General features: G+C 58.4%; 24 protein-coding genes. 13 read left to right on the top strand and 11 right to left on the bottom strand.

Annotation, left to right across the window (positions count from 1 at the left end):
* The first annotated feature begins 181 nt into the window (after positions 1–181).
* The 6 genes from ACOQOY_RS01595 to ACOQOY_RS01570 all read left to right on the top strand — a co-directional run bounded on the left by ACOQOY_RS01595 (position 182) and on the right by ACOQOY_RS01570 (position 6770).
* Positions 182–1765: an ABC transporter substrate-binding protein gene (locus tag ACOQOY_RS01595; RefSeq protein ID WP_420583741.1), complete on the top strand. Its 1584-nt coding sequence runs from the start codon at positions 182–184 to the stop codon at positions 1763–1765.
* Positions 1766–1831: 66 nt separating this feature from the next.
* Entirely contained in the window at positions 1832–2926 is a 1095-nt protein-coding gene (locus tag ACOQOY_RS01590; RefSeq protein ID WP_420583740.1) for a M24 family metallopeptidase, read from the top strand.
* On the top strand, positions 2926–3933 hold the full coding sequence (locus ACOQOY_RS01585) for an ABC transporter permease subunit (RefSeq protein ID WP_420583739.1): 1008 nt from the start codon (positions 2926–2928) through the stop codon (positions 3931–3933). Before ACOQOY_RS01590 ends, ACOQOY_RS01585 begins: the two co-directional genes overlap by 1 nt.
* Entirely contained in the window at positions 3933–4835 is a 903-nt protein-coding gene (locus ACOQOY_RS01580; protein ID WP_420583738.1) for an ABC transporter permease subunit, read from the top strand. Before ACOQOY_RS01585 ends, ACOQOY_RS01580 begins: the two co-directional genes overlap by 1 nt.
* Before the next feature lie 4 nt (positions 4836–4839).
* On the top strand, positions 4840–5817 hold the full coding sequence (locus ACOQOY_RS01575; RefSeq protein ID WP_420583737.1) for an ABC transporter ATP-binding protein: 978 nt from the start codon (positions 4840–4842) through the stop codon (positions 5815–5817).
* Positions 5814–6770 carry an ABC transporter ATP-binding protein gene (locus ACOQOY_RS01570; protein ID WP_420583736.1) on the top strand — a complete coding sequence of 319 codons (957 nt, stop codon included), beginning with the start codon at positions 5814–5816 and terminating at the stop codon, positions 6768–6770. Before ACOQOY_RS01575 ends, ACOQOY_RS01570 begins: the two co-directional genes overlap by 4 nt.
* A 4-nt stretch (positions 6771–6774) precedes the next feature.
* On the opposite strand, the gene ACOQOY_RS01565 is transcribed toward ACOQOY_RS01570, so the two are convergent.
* Positions 6775–7449 (bottom strand): GntR family transcriptional regulator, encoded by a 675-nt coding sequence (locus tag ACOQOY_RS01565; protein WP_420583735.1) that lies wholly within the window; start codon positions 7447–7449, stop codon positions 6775–6777.
* 254 nt (positions 7450–7703) lie between these two features.
* Positions 7704–8807 (bottom strand): IS4 family transposase, encoded by a 1104-nt coding sequence (locus ACOQOY_RS01560; protein WP_420583443.1) that lies wholly within the window; start codon positions 8805–8807, stop codon positions 7704–7706.
* Between the two features lie 200 nt (positions 8808–9007).
* Here ACOQOY_RS01560 and phnY point away from each other — a divergent pair, with 200 nt between their 5' ends.
* A complete protein-coding gene (gene phnY, locus ACOQOY_RS01555) occupies positions 9008–10456 on the top strand; it encodes a phosphonoacetaldehyde dehydrogenase (RefSeq protein WP_420583734.1) in 1449 nt (482 codons plus the stop codon).
* A gap of 42 nt (positions 10457–10498) precedes the next feature.
* Here phnY and ACOQOY_RS01550 read toward each other — a convergent pair whose 3' ends face one another.
* The 8 genes from ACOQOY_RS01550 to ACOQOY_RS01515 all read right to left on the bottom strand — a co-directional run bounded on the left by ACOQOY_RS01550 (position 10499) and on the right by ACOQOY_RS01515 (position 16375).
* The gene (locus ACOQOY_RS01550) at positions 10499–11341 is read right to left on the bottom strand and encodes a fumarylacetoacetate hydrolase family protein (RefSeq protein WP_420583733.1); all 843 of its coding nucleotides are present in this window, start codon (positions 11339–11341) and stop codon (positions 10499–10501) included.
* A gap of 18 nt (positions 11342–11359) precedes the next feature.
* Positions 11360–12115, bottom strand: coding sequence for an SDR family oxidoreductase (locus ACOQOY_RS01545; protein ID WP_420583732.1), 756 nt, complete (start codon positions 12113–12115; stop codon positions 11360–11362).
* A 115-nt stretch (positions 12116–12230) separates the two neighbouring features.
* Entirely contained in the window at positions 12231–13343 is a 1113-nt protein-coding gene (locus ACOQOY_RS01540; protein WP_420583731.1) for a fumarylacetoacetate hydrolase family protein, read from the bottom strand.
* 1 nt (position 13344) lies between these two features.
* Positions 13345–14175: an amidohydrolase family protein gene (locus ACOQOY_RS01535; protein WP_420583730.1), complete on the bottom strand. Its 831-nt coding sequence runs from the start codon at positions 14173–14175 to the stop codon at positions 13345–13347.
* The gene (locus ACOQOY_RS01530) at positions 14172–14600 is read right to left on the bottom strand and encodes an RbsD/FucU family protein (RefSeq protein WP_420583729.1); all 429 of its coding nucleotides are present in this window, start codon (positions 14598–14600) and stop codon (positions 14172–14174) included. Before ACOQOY_RS01530 ends, ACOQOY_RS01535 begins: the two co-directional genes overlap by 4 nt.
* Complete coding sequence (locus tag ACOQOY_RS01525; protein WP_420583728.1) at positions 14590–15363, bottom strand: aldo/keto reductase; 774 nt, start codon at positions 15361–15363, stop codon at positions 14590–14592. Before ACOQOY_RS01525 ends, ACOQOY_RS01530 begins: the two co-directional genes overlap by 11 nt.
* Positions 15339–15641 carry an aldo/keto reductase gene (locus tag ACOQOY_RS01520; RefSeq protein ID WP_420583727.1) on the bottom strand — a complete coding sequence of 101 codons (303 nt, stop codon included), beginning with the start codon at positions 15639–15641 and terminating at the stop codon, positions 15339–15341. Before ACOQOY_RS01520 ends, ACOQOY_RS01525 begins: the two co-directional genes overlap by 25 nt.
* Positions 15638–16375, bottom strand: coding sequence for a GntR family transcriptional regulator (locus ACOQOY_RS01515; protein WP_420583726.1), 738 nt, complete (start codon positions 16373–16375; stop codon positions 15638–15640). The genes ACOQOY_RS01520 and ACOQOY_RS01515 overlap by 4 nt, the downstream gene beginning before the upstream one ends.
* Positions 16376–16458: 83 nt before the next feature.
* Between ACOQOY_RS01515 and ACOQOY_RS01510 the strand changes: the two genes are divergently transcribed.
* The 6 genes from ACOQOY_RS01510 to ACOQOY_RS01485 all read left to right on the top strand — a co-directional run bounded on the left by ACOQOY_RS01510 (position 16459) and on the right by ACOQOY_RS01485 (position 24259).
* On the top strand, positions 16459–18012 hold the full coding sequence (locus ACOQOY_RS01510; protein WP_420583725.1) for a UxaA family hydrolase: 1554 nt from the start codon (positions 16459–16461) through the stop codon (positions 18010–18012).
* A gap of 42 nt (positions 18013–18054) precedes the next feature.
* Positions 18055–19581 carry a sugar ABC transporter ATP-binding protein gene (locus tag ACOQOY_RS01505; protein ID WP_420583724.1) on the top strand — a complete coding sequence of 509 codons (1527 nt, stop codon included), beginning with the start codon at positions 18055–18057 and terminating at the stop codon, positions 19579–19581.
* Positions 19578–20585, top strand: coding sequence for an ABC transporter permease (locus ACOQOY_RS01500; protein WP_420583723.1), 1008 nt, complete (start codon positions 19578–19580; stop codon positions 20583–20585). The genes ACOQOY_RS01505 and ACOQOY_RS01500 overlap by 4 nt, the downstream gene beginning before the upstream one ends.
* 48 nt (positions 20586–20633) lie before the next feature.
* Complete coding sequence (locus tag ACOQOY_RS01495) at positions 20634–21578, top strand: ABC transporter substrate-binding protein (protein WP_420583722.1); 945 nt, start codon at positions 20634–20636, stop codon at positions 21576–21578.
* A gap of 174 nt (positions 21579–21752) precedes the next feature.
* A complete protein-coding gene (locus tag ACOQOY_RS01490; protein ID WP_420583721.1) occupies positions 21753–22397 on the top strand; it encodes a GNAT family N-acetyltransferase in 645 nt (214 codons plus the stop codon).
* Between the two features lie 92 nt (positions 22398–22489).
* Positions 22490–24259: an adenylate/guanylate cyclase domain-containing protein gene (locus ACOQOY_RS01485; RefSeq protein ID WP_420583720.1), complete on the top strand. Its 1770-nt coding sequence runs from the start codon at positions 22490–22492 to the stop codon at positions 24257–24259.
* A gap of 71 nt (positions 24260–24330) precedes the next feature.
* Here the strand turns inward: ACOQOY_RS01485 and ACOQOY_RS01480 are convergent, their stop codons facing one another.
* Positions 24331–25194: a hypothetical protein gene (locus tag ACOQOY_RS01480; RefSeq protein ID WP_420583719.1), complete on the bottom strand. Its 864-nt coding sequence runs from the start codon at positions 25192–25194 to the stop codon at positions 24331–24333.
* Positions 25195–25281: the final 87 nt, after the last annotated feature.

Here is a 25281-nt window from a genome sequence, read left to right as displayed (position 1 = left end):
GCATCCGATAGGTCGGTTCGCCGGACACGTATGCCGTCGTAAGCGCAAGTCAGTTGACAACGGATTTTGTATTTTGGATACATTGATTTGAGATATCGCGATGAGACAAGTCGTCATCTAAACTCAGGCGAAAATGAGAGACGCGAATATCTGAAAATAAAAAATATTTTGGGAGACCCACATGAAACTGAAAATGATGGCAGCAACCGCTGCAATAGCCTTATCGGCTGGCGTGGCACATGCAAATACGCTGGTGTATTGCTCGGAAGGCTCGCCCGAGGGCTTTGACCCGGCGCTGTTCACGGCAGGGACCACATTTGACGCCTCCTCGCACCCGATTTACAACCGCCTGCTGGAATTTGAGACCGGCACCACCAATGTGATCCCCGGTCTGGCCGAAAGTGTTGAGGCCAGCGATGATGGTCTGGAATACACGTTCAAGCTGCGTCAGGGCGTCAAGTTCCATTCCAACGACGAATTCACCCCGACCCGCGATTTCAATGCGGATGACGTGATCTTTTCGTTCATGCGTCAGAAGGATGAAGGCCACCCCTATAATCAGGTCTCGGGTGGCACCTGGGAATATTTCCAGGGTATGGGCATGCCAGATCTGGTCGAGTCCATCGAGAAGGTTGACGACTATACGGTGAAATTCACACTGTCCAAGCCCGAGGCCCCGTTTGTGGCCAACATGGCGATGGATTTCGCCTCGATATTATCCGCCGAATATGCCGATGCGATGATGGAAGCGGGCACACCTGAAAAGCTGAACACTGCGCCGATTGGCACCGGTCCGTTCTCTTTCGTGGCGTATCAGAAAGACGCGGTGATCCGCTATGCGCAGAATGCCGACTATTGGAAGGCGCCTGCGGATGTTGAAAACCTGATCTTCGCGATCACGCCTGATGCGTCGGTGCGCTATCAAAAGCTGAAGGCGGGCGAATGCCACATCATGCCTTATCCGAACCCTGCCGACATTCAGGCGATGAAGGATGACGGCGACATCAACATGATGGAGCAAGAGGGCCTGAACGTCGGCTATCTGGCCTATAACACCACCATGGAGCCGTTCGACAATCCGAACGTCCGCAAGGCGCTGAACATGGCGATCGACAAAAACGCGATCATCGACGTGGTGTTCCAGGGCTCAGGCCAAGTGGCCAAGAACCCGATCCCGCCGACCATGTGGGGGTATAACGACGCGATTACCGACGACGCCTATGATCCCGAAGCGGCCAAGGCGATGCTTGAGGCCGAAGGCGTCAGCGATCTGTCGATGAAGGTCTGGGCGATGCCGGTACAGCGTCCATACAACCCCAACGCCCGCCGTATGGCTGAACTGATCCAGGCAGATTTCGCCAAGGTTGGTGTGGATGTTGAGATCGTGTCTTATGAGTGGGGCGAGTACCTGTCGCGTTCGAAGGAACTGAACCGTGATGGTGCCGTTCTGCTGGGTTGGACCGGTGACAACGGCGATCCGGACAACTTCCTGGCGGTTCTGCTGGGCTGTGACGGCCGCGAGGCGTCGAACCGCGCACAGTGGTGTCACCAGCCGTTCGAAGACCTGATCCTTCAGGCCAAACAAACCACAGATCAGGCCGAGCGGACCAAACTGTACGAAGACGCTCAGGTGATCTTCAAGGATCAGGCACCCTGGGCCACCATCGCACACTCGGTTGTCTACATGCCGATGCGCAATGAGGTGCAGGGCTACAAGGTCCACCCGCTGGGCGGCCACATCTTCTATGGTGTGAGCGTCGAGTAAACCACCACTCACTGACCGGAGCCGCCTTAGGGCGGCTCCGGCTTTCTGTATGGGAGGTCGGCCTGAATGCCGGATTTGTCCGAATACCGTCAGCTGGCAAAGGACATGTCAGTAGATGCCGTGGCATTGGTGCCCGGCCCGAATTTCACCCGCGCTTTGGGAAAACCGTTCATGAGCCACGAGCGGCCCTTTGTGGTCGTAATCCCGGCCACAGGAAAACCGGCGGCTATTGTGCCAAATCTTGAGTTGGGATCATGGGAACTGGTCGGGTTTGACGGCGCGGTTTTCGACTGGTTCGATCAGACCGGCTATGACGGTGCTTTCGCGGCTTTGGCGGACCATATGCCGCTGCGCTCGCTGGCTGTTGAAGGGCAAGTGATGCGAGTCTTTGTTTCAAAGGCGCTGACCGGCGCGATGCCCAATTTGCAGATCGTAGATGGCGAGCGCGAGATCTCGGGCCTGCGCATTGTCAAGACCGACGACGATATCGCCGCGCTGCAAGCGGCGATTGATATCTCTGAACGCGCGTTGGAGCGGGTTATCGAAGATGTACGTGTCGGTCAGACCGAGAAGCAGATTGAGCAAGCTCTGATTCAGGCCCTGTTTGCTGAAGGGGCCGAGTCGCTTGCATTCAATCCAATCGTCGCAGCGGGGGACAATTCGGCGCGGCCGCATGGCAAAGCGCGTGCGGATTACCGGATCAAGACAGGCGACGCGCTTCTGTTCGACTTTGGCGCTCGTAAACATGGCTTTGCTGCGGACATTACCCGCACCTTCTTTGTGCAGGACGTTTCGGATGAGGGCAGGGATGTCTATGACACTGTCCTGCGCGCCAATCTGGCCGGGTTCGAGGCTTGCCGCCCCGGCGTTACCGCCCATGATATCGACGACGCGGTCATCAGCGTGCTTGAAGCCTCGCCCTATGTTGACCGTATCCGCACCAAGACAGGCCACGGGCTGGGTCGCGACGTGCATGAGGCCCCCTATATCATGCGTGGCAACGATCAGGTCATCCGCGTGGGCATGGTCTGGACCAACGAGCCGGGCCTCTACGAACTGGACAATTTCGGCGTTCGCATCGAAGATGATGTTCTGGTGACTGAAAACGGCTGCCGGTCTCTGACCAGCTTTCCCAAAGATCTCACAATCATAGGTCGCTGATGTTTGGCTACTTACTCACCCGCCTGGGCATGTTCATCCCGACCTTTCTGGGCGTGACGCTGATTTCCTTTATGTTCATTCGGGTGTTGCCGGGTGATCCGATCATCGTCATGGCCGGTGAACGCGGCATGACCGAGGAACGCTATCAGGAAATGGTCGAAAAGCTGGGCTTCGACAAACCGGTTCTGCAACAATACTGGGATTACCTCGTCGGCGTATTGCATGGCGATCTGGGTGAGAGCTTTGTCACCAAAAAGCCGGTCTGGGATGAGTTCTTTGCGCTGTTTCCGGCGACGCTTGAACTGTCGATCTGCGCTATGATCTTTGCGGTCGCTTTGGGTCTGCCTGCCGGCGTCATCGCGGCGGTGAATAGGGGCAAATTCTTTGACCGCGCGCTGATGTCCTCGGCTTTGGTTGGGTATTCAATGCCGATCTTCTGGTGGGCGCTGCTGCTGATCATCGTATTCTCGGGCAATCTTGGATGGACGCCGGTCTCGGGCCGGATCGACCTGCTGTACTACTTCCCAAGCGTCACCGGCTTCATGCTGATCGACAGTTTATTGTCCGGGCAAGCCGGGGCGTTCGGATCTGCGGTGCGGCACCTGATCCTGCCGACAATTGTTCTGGGAACCATCCCTCTGGCGGTCATCGCGCGCCAAACACGTTCGGCCATGCTGGAGGTGCTGGGCGAGGATTACATCCGCACCGCCCGCGCCAAGGGCCTTGCACCCGCCCGGATCAACGGGCTGCACGCGCTGCGCAATGCTCTGATCCCGGTAATTACCGTGATCGGCCTGTCGGTTGGCACGTTGCTGGCGGGTGCAATCTTAACCGAGACGATCTTTAGCTGGCCCGGCATCGGCAAGTGGATGGTCGACAGCATCTTCCGCCGCGACTACCCGGTGGTGCAGGGCGGGCTGCTGATGATCGCGGTCATTGTGATGCTGGTGAACCTGCTGGTCGATGTCCTTTACGGCATCATCAACCCCAAAATCCGGAGGCGGTGATGGCTGAACTTTCCGCAAACACCCCTAAGACCGAGGACCGCCCCAGCGCCCTGCGTGAGTTCTGGTACTATTTCAGCGAAAACCGCGGTGCCGTGATGGGCCTGTGGGTTTTTACAGCCTTCGTCATTTGCGCGGCCTTCGCTCCTCTGCTTGCCCCCTATGATCCGACCGAGCAGTTCCGGGATCACATCCTGCAACCCCCGGCGTGGCAGGAAGGCGGCAGCTGGGCCTTCCCGCTGGGCACCGATCCTTTGGGTCGGGATATGCTGTCGCGGCTGATTATGGGCTCGCGCTATTCTTTCTTTGTCGGCATCGTCGTGGTCTGTGTGGCCGTGACGGGCGGTGTGATCATCGGGCTGCTGTCCGGCTTCGCGCCCAAATGGGTCGATACGCTGATCATGCGCGTGATGGATATCATCCTGTCCTTCCCGTCGCTGTTGCTGGCTTTGGTGCTGGTCGCCATCCTCGGGCCGTCGCTGACCAATGCGATGATTGCCATCGCGATCGTGTTCCAGCCGCACTATGTGCGCCTGACGCGTGCCTCGGTGCTGGCCGAGCGTCAGAAAGACTATGTCACCTCAGCGCGCGTGGCCGGTGCCAGCAAGGCAAGGCTGATGTTCAAGACCGTGCTGCCCAATTGTCTCGCGCCGATCATCGTGCAGGCCGCGCTGTCCTTCTCGACCGCCATTCTGGACGCCGCCGCGCTTGGCTTTCTGGGCATGGGCGCACAGCCGCCCACACCAGAATGGGGCACCATGCTGGCCGAGGCGCGCGAGTTCATTCTGCGTGCATGGTGGGTGGTGACATTCCCCGGTCTGGCCATTCTGGTCACGGTGCTTGCCATCAACCTGATGGGCGACGGGCTGCGCGATGCGCTTGACCCGAAACTAAAGCGGAGCTGACGATATGAGCCTTTTGGATATCCGAAATCTCACCGTCGAATTTGCCACCGCCTCGGGTAAGTTCCGCGCCGTGGACGGCGTTGATCTTTCGGTCGACAAGGGTGAGCTGATGGCCATCGTTGGTGAAAGCGGCTCGGGCAAATCGGTTTCGATGCTGGCGCTGATGGGCCTGCTGCCCTGGACCGCCACGATCACTGCCGATCAGCTGAGTTTCGAGGGCATCGACCTGACGAAAATCTCGGCCCGCGACCGGCGCAAGATCATCGGTAAGGACATCGCCATGATCTTTCAGGAGCCGATGTCGTCGCTGAACCCCTGTTTCACCGTCGGCTTTCAGATCAAAGAGGCGCTGCGCATCCATCTGGGCCTGAACCGAAAGGACCGTCACCAGCGCGCGATTGAATTGTTCGATCAGGTCGGTATTCCTGCACCTGAAAGCCGCCTGAACACCTTTCCGCACCAAATGTCCGGCGGGATGAACCAGCGCGTCATGATCGCCATGGCCATTGCGTGCAATCCCAAACTGCTGATCGCAGATGAGCCGACAACCGCGCTGGACGTCACTATTCAGGCGCAAATTCTCGACCTGCTGATCCGGCTGCGCGACGAACAGGGGATGGGTCTGGTGCTGATCACCCATGACATGGGCGTCGTCGCCGAAACGGCTGAGCGGGTGCAGGTACAATATGCAGGCCAAAAGGTTGAAGAACAGCCTGTCAAAGACCTGTTCCGCGCCCCGCGTCATCCATATACTTCGGCTCTGCTCAGCGCGCTGCCGGAAAGGGCAACCTCCAAGATGCTGCCCACCATTCCGGGCGTTGTGCCGGGCCAGTTCGACCGACCCAAAGGGTGCCTGTTCAGCCCCCGATGCCAGTATGCCGATGACATATGCCGGTCGTTGCCGCCAACGCCGCACAGCGCCGAATTCGGCAAGGCTCGTTGCCACCATGTAGAAAAGATTATCGCCGGAGAGCTGGCATGACCGCCCCCATCGTTCAGGCCAGTGCATTGGCCAGGTTCTACACCGTCAAAGGCGGACTACTGTCGAAACCGGCAACGGTCAAAGCCCTCTCAGGCGTGGATTTCGACCTGCAACCCGGCAAGACACTGGCTATCGTCGGTGAATCCGGCTGCGGAAAGTCGACCTTGGCGCGCGTGGTGACGATGATCGAAGAGCCGACCTCGGGCAGCCTCACCATCGACGGCGTCGACATCACTCCGGCGAAATGGGCGCAGATGCGCGAGACGGTACAGATCGTGTTTCAGGACCCCTACGGTTCGCTCAATCCACGCCAGCGGATCGGGCAGATTCTGCAAGAGCCTCTGATCATCAATCGCCCCGACATGTCCGCCGCTGATCGCGAAGCCCGCGCGCGCGAGATGATCGACCTTGTGGGCCTGCGCCCGGAACATTACGACCGCTACCCGCATATGTTCTCAGGTGGACAGCGTCAGCGGATCGCCATTGCCCGTGCGCTGATGCTGAACCCCAAGCTGCTTGTGCTGGACGAACCGGTCTCGGCGTTGGACGTTTCGATCCAGTCGCAGATTCTGAATCTGCTGGTCGAGTTACAAGAACGTCTCAACCTCGCCTATCTGTTCATTTCGCACGACCTGTCGGTGGTAAAGCACTTCGCGGATGACGTGATCGTCATGTACCTGGGCCGTGCCGTGGAAAAAGCTCCGAAAGAGCAGCTGTTCGCAGCCCCGCGCCACCCTTATTCCAAGGCGCTGCTGTCGACCACGCCGCGCGCTGATCCCGAGGCGCGCAAAGACCGGATCAAACTGGAAGGTGAGTTGCCCTCGCCGATGAATATCCCCATGGGCTGCGCCTTTGCTCAGCGCTGTTGGTTGGCGACCGAGGAATGCCGGGCGGCACCACCCGCCCTTGACGGCGACACCCACAAGGTCGCCTGCCTGCACCCACTGGACTAGTCGCCTAGTCGTCTTTGCGCGTGGACGTAATCATATCCAGCAACTGTTCCTTGGTGCGCCGGATGTGGCGGGTCAGTAGGGCGCAGGCGTCCTCAACCCTGCCGTCGCGGGCAAGCGACAACAATTCGCGATGGTCCTTTTTGGCCGGTTCGCGCTGCTTCATGACGCTCAGGTGCATGCGGACATAGCGGTCGGACTGTACATTGACCCGTTGCAGAATCTCATTGCTCAGCCCGCGTCCCGCCGCTGCATACAGCGCCATGTGATAAGCATTGTTCAAACTGCCCCAGCGGCCCACGTCATAGGCATCGTAGGACTTTTCCATCTCGGTCAGAAGCCGCTCACATTCGCCGAAATGCGCCGGGGACATCCGCGGAATGGCGCGTTGGAAAAGATCAACCTCAAGCAGGATGCGCAGATCGAAAATCTCACCGATCTCTGACAAGGAATGCGACGTGACCGATGCGCCTCGGTTATTGGTCAGCTGTACCAGCCCTTCGGCATCCAGCCGTTTCAGCGCCTCGCGGATTGGCATGCGCGAGACGTCGTAATCCTCGGCCAGCGCTTCTTGGCGAATGGTTTCACCTTCTGCCATTTCACCGCTCAGAATCCGCTCACGCAGGTCATTGGTGATGACATCAGGCAGGCTTTGCCGGGGGATCGCGCGGGTTCTGGGCATTCGAGTGGTCTCGGGTCTTTGAGCTTTGTATCCAAAATACAAAATGATAGGGCGATTTCCAAGTGTATTACGTGGAGTGATGGATAATTGGTACATATTGTTCCAAAACGCCTCGGCAAGCCTGCGCATTGACCCGAGCCAAAAAAAGGATTGCAGAAATGCACGGAGAGCGTTTTCCACCAAACAAGGCGAATTTATTGAATAAACGTTATGCTGTTCTGCCCAAATCAACCAAGCTGGCCATGGTACACGACTCATGGCCAAACGCGCTCCATTTTGGGGCTTGAAAGCGACCGCTTTGGGCAGGTTCGTCGCCAGGCCTGAAGAGCCTTTTCCGGGTTATATAAGATCCAACGTCGGAGCGCGTCGAACCCGACCCTGAACCATGACGTTGCCCGCCGCTTGTGGGCTTTTTTCGGGATCCCCTGTCGGCCCATCGCCTGACTTGCGCATCGGTATGCCCAGGTCATGGCCAGCGCAACGATCGTAAGGAGTGTCGCAAGCTTGTGCGGGTCGGTGATGTGAGTGTCTTCGATATTGAAGCCACGAGTTTTGGCATCTGCGAAGAGGCATTCAATGCCCCACCTTTTGCGATAGAGTTTGAGTGGGTTTTTTGGGGCGTCGATGTTTGTTGCGACCCAAATCAACTCGCCACCTTTGATCCGTTTCCCCTGAAAGCGAAATAGGTTCTTGGGCGTGTGCGCCATGCCGCCCAGCCAGCCTTTCCATTGGCCCTTGCGGCGTTTGCGCAGCAGCGAACGCAACTGGAACCGGCGTCCGTCTTCGGTGTGGATGTGCATGTTTTCGCGTAAGCGGACGACGAATGGAACGTTGTTTTCAGCGAGAAAATCCAACCACTTATCCCCAATGAACTCCCGGTCTGCCAGCAGAGCCTCAATGGAAGATGCCCCGAACACTCGAAGATATCGTCGGATCAACTTCTTGCGTTGCCGCGTTGAGCTATTACCGCTGTTACCCAGAAGCGACCACATCAGAGGCACCTTGAAGCGGCGTGTCACGATCGCCAGAACCAGAAAGTTGATATCGGTCTTGCCCAACTTCCAGTTGGTCCGGTCCAGCGCAAGGAGCTTTGGACCCTTCAGATCAAGCAGGCAGATAATCAACCGCGCAACCACATCTCCATCCAATCGAACATGCTGGAAGAAGCGCTGAAGGCGGCGATAACTCGATGCATGAAGAGCGCTGCCGGGGAACTGACTCGCCAGATGACCAAGGTTCACAGTTCGACCGTTTGCCAGACCAATCAGCATTATGGCCAGGGTCTCCAATCGCGTCTTGCTCAGATCAAAATGTGGGCTTAGCGTTGTCATCAGAGGGGTGAGGAGAAATCCGAACATCCTGAAGATCCTTGTAGTGAAGAATCTTCAATTCGAATCCTTTTCGCCCCTCGTTTCAAGAAGCGTCGTGTACCGTGCAAGCTGGCCTTTGACGCACGGGACGCCTGTTCCAATAGTATCGGCATTTTTGTGTACCAACCCAGGCACGACCTTGATACGGACTCCTATACTTTTGTCCCTTCCAGCACCGAGGCGGCAGCATGAACACATCTGACATCCGAAACGAGGGCATGCGCATCGGGGGCAAGGCCGTTTTCACAGATGCCACGATCCCGGTGCATTACCCCTATACCAATGGGGTGATTGGTACGGTTCCGGCTGGTACGGCCATCCATGCGCGCAAGGCGTTTGACATCGCTGCCAACTACACTCCGCGGCTGAGCCGGTATGAAAGAAGCCAGATCCTGAAGCGCGCGGGCGAACTGATTGGTGAGAAACGCGATTATCTGGTGAAGTGGCTAACACTGGAGCTGGGCATTTGCCAACAGCATTCGATCTACGAGACCAAACGCGCGCAGGATGTTTTTCAATTTGCCGCTGCCGAAGCCCTGAGGGATGACGCCGAGGTATTCTCGTGTGATTTGACCCATAACGGCAAGGAAAGGAAGATTTTCACCAAGCGCGAACCGGTCAAAGCGATCAGTGCGATTACGCCATTCAACCACCCGCTGAACATGGTCAGCCACAAGATTGCGCCGTCGATCGCAACCAACAACTGCATGGTTTGCAAACCGACCGAGCTGACGCCACTTACAGCGCTGAGCCTGGCCGACATTCTGTACGAGGCGGGGCTGCCGCCCGAGATGTTTCAGGTGGTCACGGGCTGGCCGCAGGACATTGGCGACGAGATGATCACCAATGACAACATTGACATCATTACCTTCACCGGTGGCGTTACGGTGGGCAAGATGATCGCCTCGAAAGCAGGCTACAAACGTCAGGCGTTGGAGCTTGGCGGAAATGATCCTCTGATCGTTTTGAACGACCTCAGTGATGCTGACCTTGACCGGGCCGCCACCATCGCCGTGGCCGGGGCCACCGGGAATTCCGGGCAGCGTTGCACGGCAATCAAGCGCATTCTGGTGCAGGAAGGCGTAGCCGATAAATTCGTTCCGCTGGTTTTGGAAAAGGCCAAAGCCCTAAAGTTCGGAGACCCTCAAGACCCCGAGACGCAACTGGGCTGCGTGATCCACGCCGAAGCCGCTAAGCTGTTCGAAAAACGCGTCTTTATGGCCGCAGAGCAAGGCGCGGAAATTCTCTATCACCCAGGCCGACAGGGCGCGTTGCTGCCGCCCATCGTGGTCGACAAGGTGCCTCACGACAGCGAATTGGTGAAAGAAGAGACCTTTGGACCCGTCGTTCCAATCATCCGCGTGCCGGATGACGACGCCAAGGTCATGGAAATCTCGAACAGCACAGAATTCGGCCTGTCCTCGGGCGTATGCACCAACGATCTGAACCGCGCGATTGCCTATATCAACGGCTTGGATGTCGGCACTTGCAACATCTGGGAACAACCCGGTTATCGGATCGAGATGTCCCCTTTTGGTGGCATCAAGGACAGCGGCAATGGCGTGAAGGAGGGGGTCATTGAGGCGATGAAATTCTTCACCAACGTCAAAACCTATTCCCTGCCGTGGCCGGGATAGGCAAACCCCGGCCCGCATAAGCCGGGGCCAACTGTGCGAGCGTTACCCTTGCGCAACGTCCTGCCGTTGCACGCCCAGCCCCTCGATGCCCAGCTCCATCTTGTCTCCGGGCTTCAGGTAGGTCTGCGGGGTCTGCCCCATTCCAACGCCCGGAGGCGTCCCGGTTGAGATAACATCGCCCGGATGCAACGACATGAACTGCGACAGATGCGAGATTACGGTCGCCACTCTGAAATGCATGGTCTTGGTTGAGCCGTCCTGATAGCGATGCCCGTTGACCTCAAGATACATCGGTAGGTTCTGCGGGTCCGGGACCTCATCCCGCGTCACCAGCCAGGGACCGATCGGGCCGAACGTATCCGCTGATTTTCCTTTGACCCACTGGCCCGAACGGTGAAGCTGAAAGTCGCGCTCGGACAAATCATTGACCACGCAATATCCGGCCACGTGGTCCAGCGCGTCGGCTTCGGACACATATTTGGCGTGCTTGCCGATAACGACGCCCAGCTCGACTTCCCAATCGGTTTTGACCGATCCGCGCGGGATTTCGACCGTGTCGTTGGGGCCGGTGATGGCCGAGGTGGCCTTGAAAAAGATCACAGGTTCGGCGGGCAGTTCCATACCGCTTTCGGCAGCGTGATCGGCATAGTTCAGGCCGATGCAGATGAATTTGCCTACGCCGCCGACACACGCCCCAATCCGGGTGTCGCCGTCAACGGCGGGCAACGACGCCAGGTCCAGCCCCCGCAATTGCGCCAGACCTTCATCGCTCAGCACGTCCCCAGCGATATCGTTGACGACGCTCGACAGGTCGCGAATGGTGCCTGTTTCGTCCAGTATTCCGGGCTTTTCCGAGCCAACCGGCCCATAGCGCAACAGCTTCATTTTCAGTTCCTTTTCAACTCAGATGGTCCAGCCGCCGTCGATGGCAAAGGGCTGTCCGGTGGTATACTTGCTAGCATCGCTTGCAAGATAAAGCGCAAGCTCGGCAACTTCTTCGGCCGTTCCGATCCGGCCCATCGGCTGGCGGGCGATGAAGCCGGTCATGGCCTGTTCGTAATCCCCGGTGGCGCGCAGCCGGTCATGCAGGCTGGGGCTATCGACTGTGCCGGGGCAGATTGCATTACAGCGAATGCCTTGCGTGACAAAGTCGGCAGCCACCGATTTTGTCATCCCGATCACCGCCGCCTTTGAGGCGCAATAGACGAACCGGTTTGGCACTCCCTTAAGCGAGGACGCGACCGAGGACATGTTGATGATCGACCCTCCGCCCTGCGCCAGCATCGCAGGCAGGGTCAGCCGGATCAGCCGGTACATCGCCTTGACGTTCAGATCAAAGCTGAAGTCCCATTGCTGCTCGTCACACTCCAGAATGGTTCCACCCGCCACAAACCCGGCGCAGTTAAACAACACGTCCAGCGACGGCAAATCCGCAGTGGCCGCCTGCACGGCTGCCGCGTCGGTCACATCCAGATAAATAGCACGGATGCCGGGCAGATTTGCCAGCTCGGCCAAAGACGCCTCATTGATGTCACTGGCGATGACCTGCGCGCCCTCAGCTGCGAACAATTCCGCCGTAGCCCTCCCAATCCCCTGACCGGCGGCGGTGATCAGAGCGGTTTTGCCGGACAGCCGGCCGGGTGGGGTGAATGTGGTCATGGTGCTCCTCACGGTTTTTCGGGCAACGGTTCAACGGGGATATTCTGATGTCAGCCCGGCTCTGCGCTCTGGAACGGATATCAGGTGTTTTTTGTTCAACATCTTCCAGTCTTTCTCAAATCAATCCCCGCGCGGCGAGGTTTCGCATCAGATGAGACGCCCCGAACGTCCATTCCGGACAGTCCGTCGACAGGCGCACCGTGTTGGTCAGCGCGCCCAGTTCGTCGTTGGCAATTGTGACCGTGTCGCCCAGCTTGTGAGTAAATCCACCACCGGGCGTATCGCGATCCTGCGTCGGCGCGAAGAGAGTTCCCAGAAACAGCATGAACCCGTCCGGGTATTGATGGTGCCGCCCGATGGTCTGAGCCACCAGATCGGCTGGATCGCGGCTGATCTGCGACATCGAGGAATGGCCGTTCAGAACGAACCCGTCCAAGCCTTTGACCGTCAGGGTCAGCTCGGCCTTGCGCACATCATCCAGCGTAAAGCGATCGTCGAACAGCCGGATCATCGGCCCAATGGCGCAAGAGGCGTTGTTGTCCTTGGCCTTGCTCAGCAACAGTGCCGAGCGTCCTTCGACATCGCGCAAGTTGACGTCATTGCCCAGCGTGGCTCCCTTGACCTCGCCTCGCGAGGTGACGGCCAGAACCACCTCGGGTTCGGGATTGTTCCATGTCGAGATCGGGTGCAGCCCCACATCCGCGCCGTAACCGACTGAGGACAGCACCTGCGCCTTAGAAAATACCTCGGCATCGGGGCCGATACCGACCTCCAGATACTGGCTCCACAAACCCTCTTCGATCAGGGCTTCTTTGACCTTTGCCGCCGCGTCCGAGCCCGGGACGATGTTGCTCAGGCTGTCGCCAATGCGCGCGCCGATCCGGGACCGGACCGCATCGGCCTTGGCGGGGTCGCCCGCAGCCTGCTCCTCGATCACGCGTTCGATCATCGAACCTGCAAAGGTGACACCGCAGGCCTTGATAGCCTGAAGATCGCAGGGGGCCAGCCAGTTATGATCTGCATCGTATGGACCCAAAGCCTCGCCCTTAGCCGTGCGCACATACTCCGCCGCATCCTCGCGTTCGAGGATATCCCGCACAGTTGGGGCCTGCTTCGACGTGATATCAAAGAGCCGTCCGTCGCGCAGTGTCACAACACAGGGACCAATGCCGGGTCGTTCCACACGCCCCAGCCACAGCCCGGCAGTATCCAGTTGGGGAAAAGTCATCTCAGCCTCTGAGGTTATAGGCCCGGGCGGCATTGCCCCCAAGAACCGCGTTACGTTCAGCGTCGGAAAGCGCGCTCAGCAGCGTGTCTGTGGTGTCGAGCCAGCGCTGATAGGAGCTGGCCAGGGTGCAAACCGGCCAGTCACTGCCCCAGATCAGGCGCCATGGGCCGAAGGTTTCCAGCAAGTGATCGACATAAGGGCGCAGGTCGGCGATTGTCCAATCTTGCGCGGCCTCTGTGACCAGCCCGGACAGCTTGCACCAAGCGCCCGTATCCCGGGCCAGCGCAGCCATATCGTCGGCCCATCCGGCGATCTCGCCCGCATGGATCAGCGGCTTGGAGCCATGGTCGATGACGACCCGCATCTGTGGGTGAAGGGTCAAAAGCTGCTGCAATGCCCCCAGATGGTGCGGCAGAGTCAGCGCGTCAAAGGTCAGACCGTGCTGTTGCAGCGCGTCAAAAGCAGGCGTGAGCGTCGTGCCCAGCATCCAGTTGGGGTCGGCGATATCCTGTATCATCGGACGCAATCCGACCAGCGCCGGGTGGGCCGCCAATGCTCCGATTTGCCGGGATGCATCCGCGGCCTCAAAATCGACCCAGCCGACCACGCCCTTCACAAACGGTGTCTGGTCGGCCAGTGACAGCATGTATTCCGTCTCGGCCACGGTCGGTGCGGCCTGAACCAGAACGGTTCCGCCGATCCCTGCTGCCTCCAGCAACGGTGCCATATCATCGGGGGTGAAATCTCGGTAGATCGGGGCCAGATCGGGTGTCAGCCAGCCATAGTCTCCCCGTGCCAAAGCCCAGAAATGGTGATGCGCGTCGATCTTCACCCAATCACACCTTTCTTGAGGATGATGTTGCCGTAAAGCCGACGCTCTCCTGTCTGCACGACGGAAAATGCGTTGGCGGCACGATCGTAGAACGCGAACCGCTCTACCCCCTGAATACGAGCGGGGGAGTCAGCAGTGGCGTCGATGATGGCCTGAAACTCGGCCACGGCTTCGGGTATGGCATCGGGGTCTTCAACCACCTGCATGGTCAGGGCCGGATCAGGCACAAATGTGTCCAGCGGCATCACAGAAAGTACCGCGCGCAGAACTTCACTGGCAGAAGAGCCATCGGCGCGAATGCAGTCCGGGCCGAGGCTTGAACCGGGAAAGTTCGCATCGGCAATCACGATCTCATCACCGTGCCCCATGGCGCGCAGGGCATACAGCAATTCGGGTGACAGGATCGGGTCGAGGTTACGCAGCATCGGCGGCCTCGGACGGCAGCGGCGCGTCCGGGCGGATCAACCCTTCGCCGCGCAGATCAGACCACAGGCCCGATGGAATATTCCGGTGCAGCAAGGCGACATTGGCCTGAACTTCGGCGGCACTCACAGCACCGGGGACAACGGTTTTGACGCTCGGGTGGCCCAGTACGAATTGCAATGCGGCGGCGATCAACGGGGTATTGTGCGCCGCACATACCGCTTCGATCTTGCGTACACGCTCCAGAATTTCTGGCGGCGCATCAGCATAGTTGTACTTGGCCCCCGGCACCGCGCCGGTCGCCAGAATGCCTGAGTTATACGGCCCGCCCAGAATGATCCCAACATCGCGCTGTTCACATAGCGGCAGGAAACTTTCCAGCGCCTCCTGCTCTAATAGCGTATATCGCCCGGCCAACAGGAAGCCGTCAAAATCGCCTAGCCCCAGCAGTTTCTCACAAACCTGCCATTCATTCACACCTGCGCCGATTGCCGCGATCTCACCAGCGGCGCGCAACTCGGTTAGTGCTTTATAGCCGCCGCCATCGAACAGCTCGCGCACTTTGGCGTCGGATACTTCCTGACTGCCCTGGCTGAAGACACAGACGTCATGCACCAACAGGATGTCGGAATTGGCAACTCCGATCCGCTCGCGGCTGGCCTCATAGGATCGCATCACCCCGTCATAGGTGTAGTCGAACACGATCCGTTTCTGCGGCACGTCGACAAACGCCTCGGGCGTCACTTCGTGAGGCTCGCAATCCAACAGTAACCGCCCGATTTTGGTGGACAGCTGACATTCTCGCGACCGAAGCGCCGCATTGCTTCGCCGAACCGGTATTCCGAGCGGCCCAGACCATATTGTGGCGCGGTGTCAAAGAACCGGATGCCCGCGTCAAAGGCTGCCTGCAACGCCGCCTGCGCGTCCTGATCAGACACTTTGCGATAGAGATTGCCCAAGGGCGCGCCACCAAAGCCCATGCGGGTCAATGGCACCGGCCGCGCCGTGCGATGGTTCAGAAGATCTGTCTGGGAAACGGTCATCCTGCCTCTCGTGCTGGCTGAGGGGTGATGTTGAACAAATGCGGCTGCTCCTGCGTCAATACCTCGATCCGCGGCAGCAACTGGCCCAAATGGCGCCGCATGGCGGCCTGTGCGGCCTGCTCGTCGCGGTCCAGAATGGCGGCGTGAATGGCCTTGTGTTCCGCCAGCGTTTCAGCGATGCGCCCGGGCGTCGGCAACAACAACATCCTTGCGCGGCTGACCTGAAGCGAGACAGTCTGCGCCACGTCGCCCAGCCGATTAAAGCCGGTGAACTCCATCAACAGCGCATGGAATTCTTCATCCGCCTGATAAAACCCGGGAATATCCTCATCCCCGATCAGCAGTTCCTGCAACCGCATATTTCTGTTCAGCTTTTTCGCCTGATCCTCGGTCAGATCACGGGCAACCTTTGCCACAGTCGCCAGTTCCAGCGCCTCGCGCAGAAACATCCCCTCGCGGATTTCCGACATCGAGAAATAAGACACCCGCGTACCGGACTGCGGCACCACATCCACCAAACCATCGGTGGCAAGCCGGGCTATCGCCTCGGTCACAGGCGCGCGCGACACGCCGAGTTTTTCGCAGATCGGAGCCTTTCTGAGCGTCGCGCCCGGCGGGAAATCCAGCGACAGAATGGCCTGCTTAATCGCCTGATAGACCCGCTGCGCCAGCGAGCCGTCCCCCGATGCAATATCGCGCAAAATCTGCGCGTCGATGTCTTGTGGTTTGGTCATAAGTACGACCTATCATACTAACATGTTAGTTGACAATAGCGTGATTGCACCTTAGCACTTCGTAGCAAGCAAGCGGGGAGAGGATGCAGAATAGCCAGGAAAATAAGGCCCCTCGGGCAGCGAGTCGCGACACTGTCAGGCTGAACCCTGATGATAATGTCGTGATCGCGTTGCGGGATTTAGCAGCCAAAGAACAGCCGCTGGACGTTCCGACACCGCTGGCCGCTCCGATCCCGCGCGGCCACAAAATCGCCGTGGCAACTATCGCAGCGGGTGAGAATGTCATTCGTTATGGCCAGATCATCGGGCAGGCCAAGGCTGATATTGCACCGGGGGAACATGTGCATGTCCAGAACCTTGGCATGGGAGCGCATCAACAGGATTACGCCCATGCCAGCGCCAACACGCCTTTGTCTGCGATTCACGAGAGCCGCACGTTCCAAGGCTATCACCGCAAGGACGGCAAGGTCGGGACGCGCAACTATATCGGCATTCTGACAACGGTGAATTGCTCGGGATCGGTGGCGCGCTTCATTGCCGAGGCGGCCGAGAAATCCGGCCTGCTGGACGAGTTTCCAAATGTTGATGGTGTGGTCCCGATCGTGCATGGCACCGGCTGCGGCATGTCAGGCAAAGACGAAGGCTATGCGACCCTGTTCCGCACTCTGGCCGGGTATGCGCAGCATCCGAACTTTGGAGGCATCTTGCTGATCGGACTGGGCTGCGAGGTCATGCAGGTCGCCGATCTGGTCGGTGGGCAACCGATCCGCTCCGACGGCGCGTTGCGCTACATGACCATCCAGAACGAGGGCGGCACGCGCCGGACCATCGAACGCGGGCTTGAAGAACTTCGCGGCATTGCCGAGCTGGCAAATCAAGCCACACGGCAACCCGCGCCGGTCAGCGCGATCACGGTTGGGATGCAGTGCGGAGGTTCGGACGGATATTCGGGGATCACCGCCAATCCGGCGCTTGGCTATGCTTCTGACCTTCTGGTGCGGCACGGTGGGACAACGATCCTGTCCGAAACCTCTGAAATCTACGGGGCCGAGCATCTGCTGACCCGACGCGCAGAGACCTCTGAGGTCGGCCAAAAGCTGATCGACCGTATTCATTGGTGGGAGGACTACACTGCCCGCAATGGCGGTGAGATGGACAACAACCCAAGCCCCGGCAACAAGCGCGGCGGGTTGACGACCATTCTGGAGAAATCGTTGGGGGCCGTGGCCAAGGGCGGCACGGCGCCGCTGCGGGATGTCTATAAATTCGGCGAGAAGGTGGACAAACACGGGTTTGTCTTCATGGACAGCCCCGGCTTCGATCCTTGCTCGGTGACGGGGCAGGTGGCCTCTGGCGCGAACCTGATTGTGTTCACCACTGGGCGCGGTTCGGTCTCGGGCTATCAGCCGACACCTTGTGTGAAGCTGGCGACAAACTCGGAAATGTATGCGCGCATGGCCGAGGATATGGACCTGAATTGCGGCGACATTGTCACCGACGGGGTCAGTATCGAGGCCAAGGGCGAGGAACTGTTCGAAATCCTCATCCGCATCGCCTCGGGCGAGAAAACCAAAAGTGAGGAGCTTGGCTTTGGGGGTGTTGAGTTCGTCCCCTGGCAAATCGGCGCGGTGATGTAACCCGCGCGTGGCCCAACGGGAGAAGGGCATTTGGGAGGAGAGATGACAAAACTGGTCGACATGACGGGGATCGACAAAAATTTCCCCGGTGTGCACGCGCTGAAATCTGTGCAGTTCGATCTGTTCCCGGGCGAGGTTCACGCGTTGATGGGCGAGAACGGGGCTGGGAAAAGTACGCTGATGAAGATCCTGTCAGGGATCTATCAGCGTGACGGCGGTGATCTCGCGATTGATGGCCGCCCCGCCAGCCCGACCACCCCGCGAGAGGCACAGGATTTGGGCATCGGCATCATCCATCAGGAGCTGAGCCTGATGAACGATCTGACGGTGGCCCAGAACATTTTTATTGGGCGCGAGCCGCGCAAGCGTTTTGGTCGGTTGGATGAAGCTGCGCTGAACGCGCAGACGGCCGAGATTTTCGCCTCAATGAACCTGACGCTCGACCCCAAGACGCTGGTCGGCAGTCTGACCATTGCGAAACAACAAATGGTCGAGATCGCCAAGGCGCTGTCTTACCGGTCCAAAGTTCTGATCATGGATGAACCCACGGCGGCCCTGAACGACGCCGAGATTGCCGAGCTGTTTGTGATCATCCGCCGCCTTCGGGCCGAGGGCGTGGGCATCGTTTATATCAGTCACAAGATGGATGAGCTGAAGCAGATCGCCGACCGGGTCACGGTGATGCGCGATGGCGAATATGTCGGCACGGTAGACGCGGCCGAGACGCCGATCAGCCAGATTATCGCGATGATGGTGGGGCGCGAGGTCAGCGAAGAGCCTCTGGATGTGCCGGATTTGGGCGGTGCGGAAGTCGCTTTGCAGGTATCGAACCTCAGCAGGGACAATGAGCTTCACGATGTCAGCTTCTCGGTCCAAAAGGGTGAAATTCTGGGCTTTGCCGGGCTGATGGGGGCCGGGCGGACCGAAGTGGCGCGGGCGATTTTCGGGGCCGATCCGAAAGATGGTGGTGAGATCCGTGTGCATGGTCAGCCTATCACGATCAAATCTCCGAAAGACGCGGTGCGAGCCGGCATCGGCTATTTGTCCGAAGACCGGAAACACTTCGGCCTGGCGACGGGAATGAACGTTCGGGACAATATCGCACTGGCCTCAATGGACCTGTTCACCGGGGCGGGTGGCGTGCTGAATGATGGCGACATCAGCACCACGGCCAAAAGCTTTATCAATCAATTGGGCATCCGCACCCCCTCGGACGTGCAGGAGGTTCGGCTCCTGTCGGGGGGCAATCAGCAGAAGGTTGTCATCGCCAAATGGCTGCTGCGCGACTGCGATATTCTGATCTTCGACGAACCCACCCGCGGCATCGACGTGGGCGCGAAATCCGAGATTTACAAACTGCTCGAAGACCTCGCCGCGCAGGGCAAGACGATCATCGTGATCTCATCGGAACTGCCCGAGATCATGCGCCTCAGCCACCGCATCGCAGTGATGTGCGAGGGCCGACTGACCGGCATTCTGCCCGGCGGCAAAGACACCACTCAGGAAGACATCATGCATCTGGCCACCCAACGCACGGCGGCGATGCAGGTAACAGGGACAGTGCAATGACCACAGCAACGGATATCGACAAGAAGAAGCCCCTGGCGGGTCTGTCGGAAAGCGGCGCGTATCAAAAGCTGCTGGCTTTCGCCAGTTTAATCGCGCTGCTGATTGGGTTCTCGATCGCGTCTCCAAATTTCATGCAGACCTCGAACATGATTGCGATCTTGCAGGCCACATCCGTTAACGGAGTGCTGGCCGTGGCCGCGACCCTGATCATCATCACCGGCGGCATCGACCTGTCTTTGGGCACGATGATGACCTTCTGCGCGGTGATTGCGGGCGTGGTTCTGACATATCTGGGGATGCCTTTGCTGCTGGGCGTCGCGGCGGCCATCGCAGCGGGCGCGTTTTGCGGCCTGTGCTCGGGCACCTTTGTGGCCAAGATGAAAATCCCACCCTTCATTGCCACGCTGGGCATGATGCTGATCCTCAAGGGCCTGTCGTTGGTGATCTCGGGAACGCGACCGATCTATTTCAACGACACGCCGGGCTTCGACCAGATCTCGCGCGGGTCGCTGATCGGAGAGGTTTTTCCGGCTCTGCCCATCCCCAACGGCGTGCTGATCCTGTTCCTAGTCGCCATCGCGGCGTCGTACATCCTGAGCCGAACAGTGCTGGGGCGCTACACTTTTGCGCTGGGATCGAACGAAGAAGCTGTGCGCCTGTCCGGTGTGAACACCGATATGTGGAAGATGCGTATTTACGCGCTGGCCGGGGCGATCTGTGGCATTGCCGGTATCCTCATCGCGTCACGTCTAAACTCTGCGCAACCGGCGCTAGGGCTTGGCTACGAGCTTGAAGCCATCGCAGCCGTGGTGATCGGCGGCACATCCTTGTCCGGCGGACGCGGCACCATTCTGGGCACGCTGATCGGCGCGCTGATCATGGCGGTTCTGACCAATGGGCTGCGCGTGCTGTCGGTGGCGCAGGAATGGCAGACCGTGGTGACCGGCGCGATCATCATTCTGGCCGTCTATGCCGACATGGCGCGGCGCAAAAAGACTGGCTGAGACGCATTTCAAACCAACGACAAAAACGACCAACTGGAGGAGAGAATCATGTTTACACGTCGTTTCCTGATAGGGGCGCTGAGTGCGGCGACCCTTGCTGTACCGGCCTCGATGGCTACAGCCGAGGATGTCTATATCCCGCTGGTATCCAAAGGCTTCCAGCATCAGTTCTGGCAGGCGGTGAAGTCCGGGGCTGAGCAGGCAGCGGATGAATACGGGGTTACAATCACCTTTGAGGGCCCTGACAATGAAACGATGGTGGACCGCCAGATCGACATGCTGGCTGCTGCCTTGGCCAACAATCCCAAGGCCATCGGCTTTGCTGCATTGGACAGTCAGGCCGCCATTCCACTGCTGAAACAGGCCAATGACAAGGGCATCCCAATCATCGCCTTCGACAGCGGTGTCGACAGTGACATCCCGGTCTCGACTGCGACGACGGACAATCTGGCCGCGGCAGGTTTGGCCGCCGACAAGATGGCTGAGAAGATCGGTGGCAAGGGCAAGGTTGCTGTGGTGGCGCATGACCAGACCAGCCGCACCGGCATCGACCGCCGCGATGGGTTTGTAAACCGCATGGCCGAGAAATACCCCGATATCGAGGTTGTGACCGTGCAATACGGGCAGGGCGACCATCTGAAATCAACCGAGGTGACCAAGGCCATCCTGACCGCCAATCCCGATCTGGCGGGTATTTTCGGCACCAACGAAGGCTCGGCCATCGGTGTGGTGAATGGTGTGCAGGAGCTGGGAACCGAGGGTTTGGTGATCATCGGCTATGACAGCGGCAAGGCCCAGAAGGACGCGATTAAAAGCGGGCTAATGGCTGGGGCGATCACGCAGAACCCGGTTGGTATCGGCTATGAAACCGTCAAGGCCGCCGTGGCTGCCATGAATGGCGAAGAAGTCCCGACGCTGATCGACACCGGCTTCTACTACTATGACGCATCGAACATGGATGACCCGAAAATCTCGGCCGTTCTGTACGATTGATACAACTCTGAACCGTGGACGCCCGGCTCGCCCCATACGGGTGGGTCGGGCGTTCTATTTTCATAGGAGGAAATCCGCCATACGGCCCCGGCATTCTCATTTCGTGTTTCCGGTCTTTATGTGCTAGTGTCGGCCAGGTATTATTTCAGACTTAAATTAAAGGTAGTTACTCCATTGCCGGACAAGCCCAACAGCGTATTCAGGCTGCGACCGCTGGAAAAGGCGGATTTTGAGGTGATCGCCCCCTGGTTTCAGGATATCGACGACCTCGCCCGATTTGAACGTGCCTCGCGCATACCTCTCAACCTGACCCAAACCGAAGAAAACTGGAGCGACGCATTCGGCGCCACGCCCAATAGCTGCAAATGTTGGTTCGTCATCGAAGCCGAAAGCGGGCAGGTTCTGGGGCTGACCGGGCTCGAGGCAATTTCACCGATCAATCGCGACGCAGTAGTCGCGGTATTCGTTGAGAAATCCGCCCGTCGTTTAGGTCTTGCTGCGCGGGCGACAGCACTGATCCTCGACTTCGCATTCCGGCAGATGGGTCTGAACCGGCTCACCTCGTATTATCGCGCGGACAATCACATCAGCCGAGACCTTGTCGCCAGACTGGGATTCAAGGTCGAAGGAACCATGCGACAGGCCTGGTTTGCAGATTGCACGTTTCACGATATGGTTGTTGTGGGGGTTCTCAAACAGGATTGGCAGGAGCGGCGATCAGAACTGGCCAAAGACTTGCGTCAGGAAACGGTTGTTACTTTCGGATCAGACCTTTCATCGAACTGGTCGTGGCCGCCGCTGATCGACACGTGCGATTGAAGCGCCCTGGATTGCGACCGCAATGCAAAAGCACTTTTTTGCTATAAGTTGAACATCGGGTTCGAACTGAACCCCTCAGACGAGTAATGAATGTGAACAATGTAAGTTCGGGTCCTTCGATTACGCAAAAGCTCGGCGCTGTGCTGTTTGCCGATGTTGTCGGCTATTCCCGCCTGATGAGCGAGAATGAGATGGACACCTATAATGCGTTGAAATCATTGATGTCCCTGCTTGAAGAAACCTGTGCCCGGTTCCACGGGCGCGTGGTTGAAGTGCGGGGTGACGGCGTTCTGGCGCTGTTCGAAACAGCCACCAGCGCGGTGGAATTCGGGGTGGAACTGCACCGTATCGCCGCCCAGCACAATCAGGACCGCGGCGATAGTCAGCGAATCAAATTTCGCGCTGGCGTCCACCTAGGCGAAATCCTGATCGACGACCGTGGTATCCACGGCGACAACGTCAACATCGCGGCCCGACTTCAGGAAATCGCTGAGCCCGAGCGGGTTTACGTCAGTTCGGCCGTCTATGATCAGGTCTGCAACAGACTGCGCTATGGTTACGAGTTTCTTGGGCCAAAGAACCTGAAGAACATCCTGTCGCCCGTTTCAACCTATTGCGTGCGCAGCGAGGTGGCCGGGGCCACCATGGCCGGGACAATGCGCCCCGACCTGCCCGGAGACGTGCTGGAACGGCCCGATACACCGTCGGTTGCGATCCTTCCATTCAGTAGTCAAGGCGGCGACGAGTCGGACAGCTGGATCGCGGATGGTCTGACCGACGATATCATCATGAATCTGTCCAAGTTCCGTAATCTTTTCGTGATTGCCCGGAACTCGTCATTCTTTTTCAAAACGCAGACGATGCCCCCGAAAGAAGCGGCGCGGCGTTTGAACGTGCGCTATGTTGCTCGCGGCAGCGTGCGCCGTTCGGCCAGCCGAATCCGGATCACTGCCGAACTGGTGGATGCCACGACCGAACGCACCATCTGGGCAGAACGGTTCGACCGCAAGATCGACGACATCTTTGACATTCTGGACGAGGTGACGGAATGCATCGTGGCCGCCACGGCTGTGATGATCGAGTCGCATGAGAAGCAACGTATGATTCAGGCGATTCCGTCCGATCTTGAGGCGTATGGGTCTGTGCTTCAGGGTCAGTACCACATCTTCAAATACACCCGAAACGACAACCGGAAAGCACAGAGCTTCTACGAAAATGCCCTGGATCGGGACGAAGGCTACGCCCGCGCTGCGGCTGCGCTGTCGCGAACGCTGAATATCAACTGGCGCTATTCCTGGACCGAGGACCCCTCTGGCGCACTTGATCAGGCGCTGGGATTTGCGCAACGCGCAATCGAGCTGGACCCGACGGACGCACGAGGGTTCGGAGAGTTGGGGTATGTGCATCTCTACCGCAAAGAGCATGATGCCGCGATCCAGTCCTATCAAAGGGCGCTGGCGCTTAACCCCAATGATGCCGACATGCACTCGGACTATGCTGACGCTCTGGCGCATTATGGTGACAACGAAACGGCGATCACGCATCTGCGGCAGGCTATGCGCCTGAACCCCTATTTCCCGGATCAGTATCTGTGGCACCTGGGGGGCGCGTATTACAACCTTCGGCGCTACGAAGACTCGATTGAAACCATCAATAAGATGAACAATCCAACCGAGGGGCAACGTTTGCTGGCCGCAAGCTATGCACAGCTTGGTCAAACCGACCTGGCCCGTCAGATTGCGGACAAACATCGCTCGGCGCATCCGAATTTTTCACTGTCGCGTTGGGCGACTGTTCAGCCGGACAAATTGGAAGAGGACACGCAGCATTTCGTTGAGGGCCTAAAAAAGGCTGGGTTCTAATAAAACAGGCCCCGTTTGACAGGGGCCTGTTGTGCAGTTTTCCAGATCGGAACCACAAGGTCCGTCCGGCGTCAGTCCTCGGAACCCCGAGCCCGCGCGCCGCTGACTCTGGCACCGCTGACACGTGCGCCACTTACCCGGGCCCCACTGACACGCGCACCGCTGACACGCGCACCACTTACCCGAGCGCCACTGACCGCCGGGCTGTCGAAGCCAAAATAGATGTCGAGAAGGACTTGTTCGAACTGGCCGGTCATCACATCCATGCGAACGGTGTAGTCGGCTTTGTCATAATCCCATACACGAATGTCGTCGGCGATTTGATAGTCCGCAGACGCCACACCAGAAAGAGCTGGGTTCACCGGAGCCCGAGCACCATTGCCAGCAGGGGCATTGCCTTCTGTGGCGGTATCACCTTCTCCATGTACCAGAAACACAGTTGGCTCAGGCAACTCGTAATAGGTTCCCTCGTAAGAAAAACCGTAAATTCTGGCGAACTGAGCGTCATCGTCCAACTGTTCCGCCAAATGGTTGTTGTTTCCGCGTCGCTTTTTACGTCTGCTAACCTGTTCAAACAACTGTTGCCCAAGATCGAATCTGCCGACTTGTTCCCAAAATGGCTTTTGTGGGTCGGTCTGAGTCCCCTGACGCACTTTTATTAGCGTTCCATGTTTGAATTGGGTTTTATTAAACCAAGAATGATCAGGGTCGTCCGCAACAGTATAAACGCCGTTTTGTGTTGGCTCGGCTTGATCCTTTACCAGAACGCGGTCGCCAGGTTTCAGGTTAACTCCATCGACGGTATTCCCCTTTAAAGGGAGGGGCAGGTTGGCAGTCGTGGCAGCTTTTACCTTGGTTTGCGTTTCGATCTTTATGTCGCCAAGTACTCTTCCAAATAACAACACTTCTGAAAAACTGAGCAATGACTCAGACATATCACTCTCTCCCAATTACGGGAGCGACGGAGTCCGAGACCTCATCTCCCCCTCAATACGGCCTGAACGGGTTCAGGCTTAAATTAA

Source organism: Ruegeria sp., from assembly GCF_965221235.1.
Classification (GTDB): domain Bacteria; phylum Pseudomonadota; class Alphaproteobacteria; order Rhodobacterales; family Rhodobacteraceae; genus Ruegeria.
The sequence above is the reverse complement of the archived record's forward strand: the minus strand, read 5'-3'. Positions and strand labels throughout refer to the sequence as shown.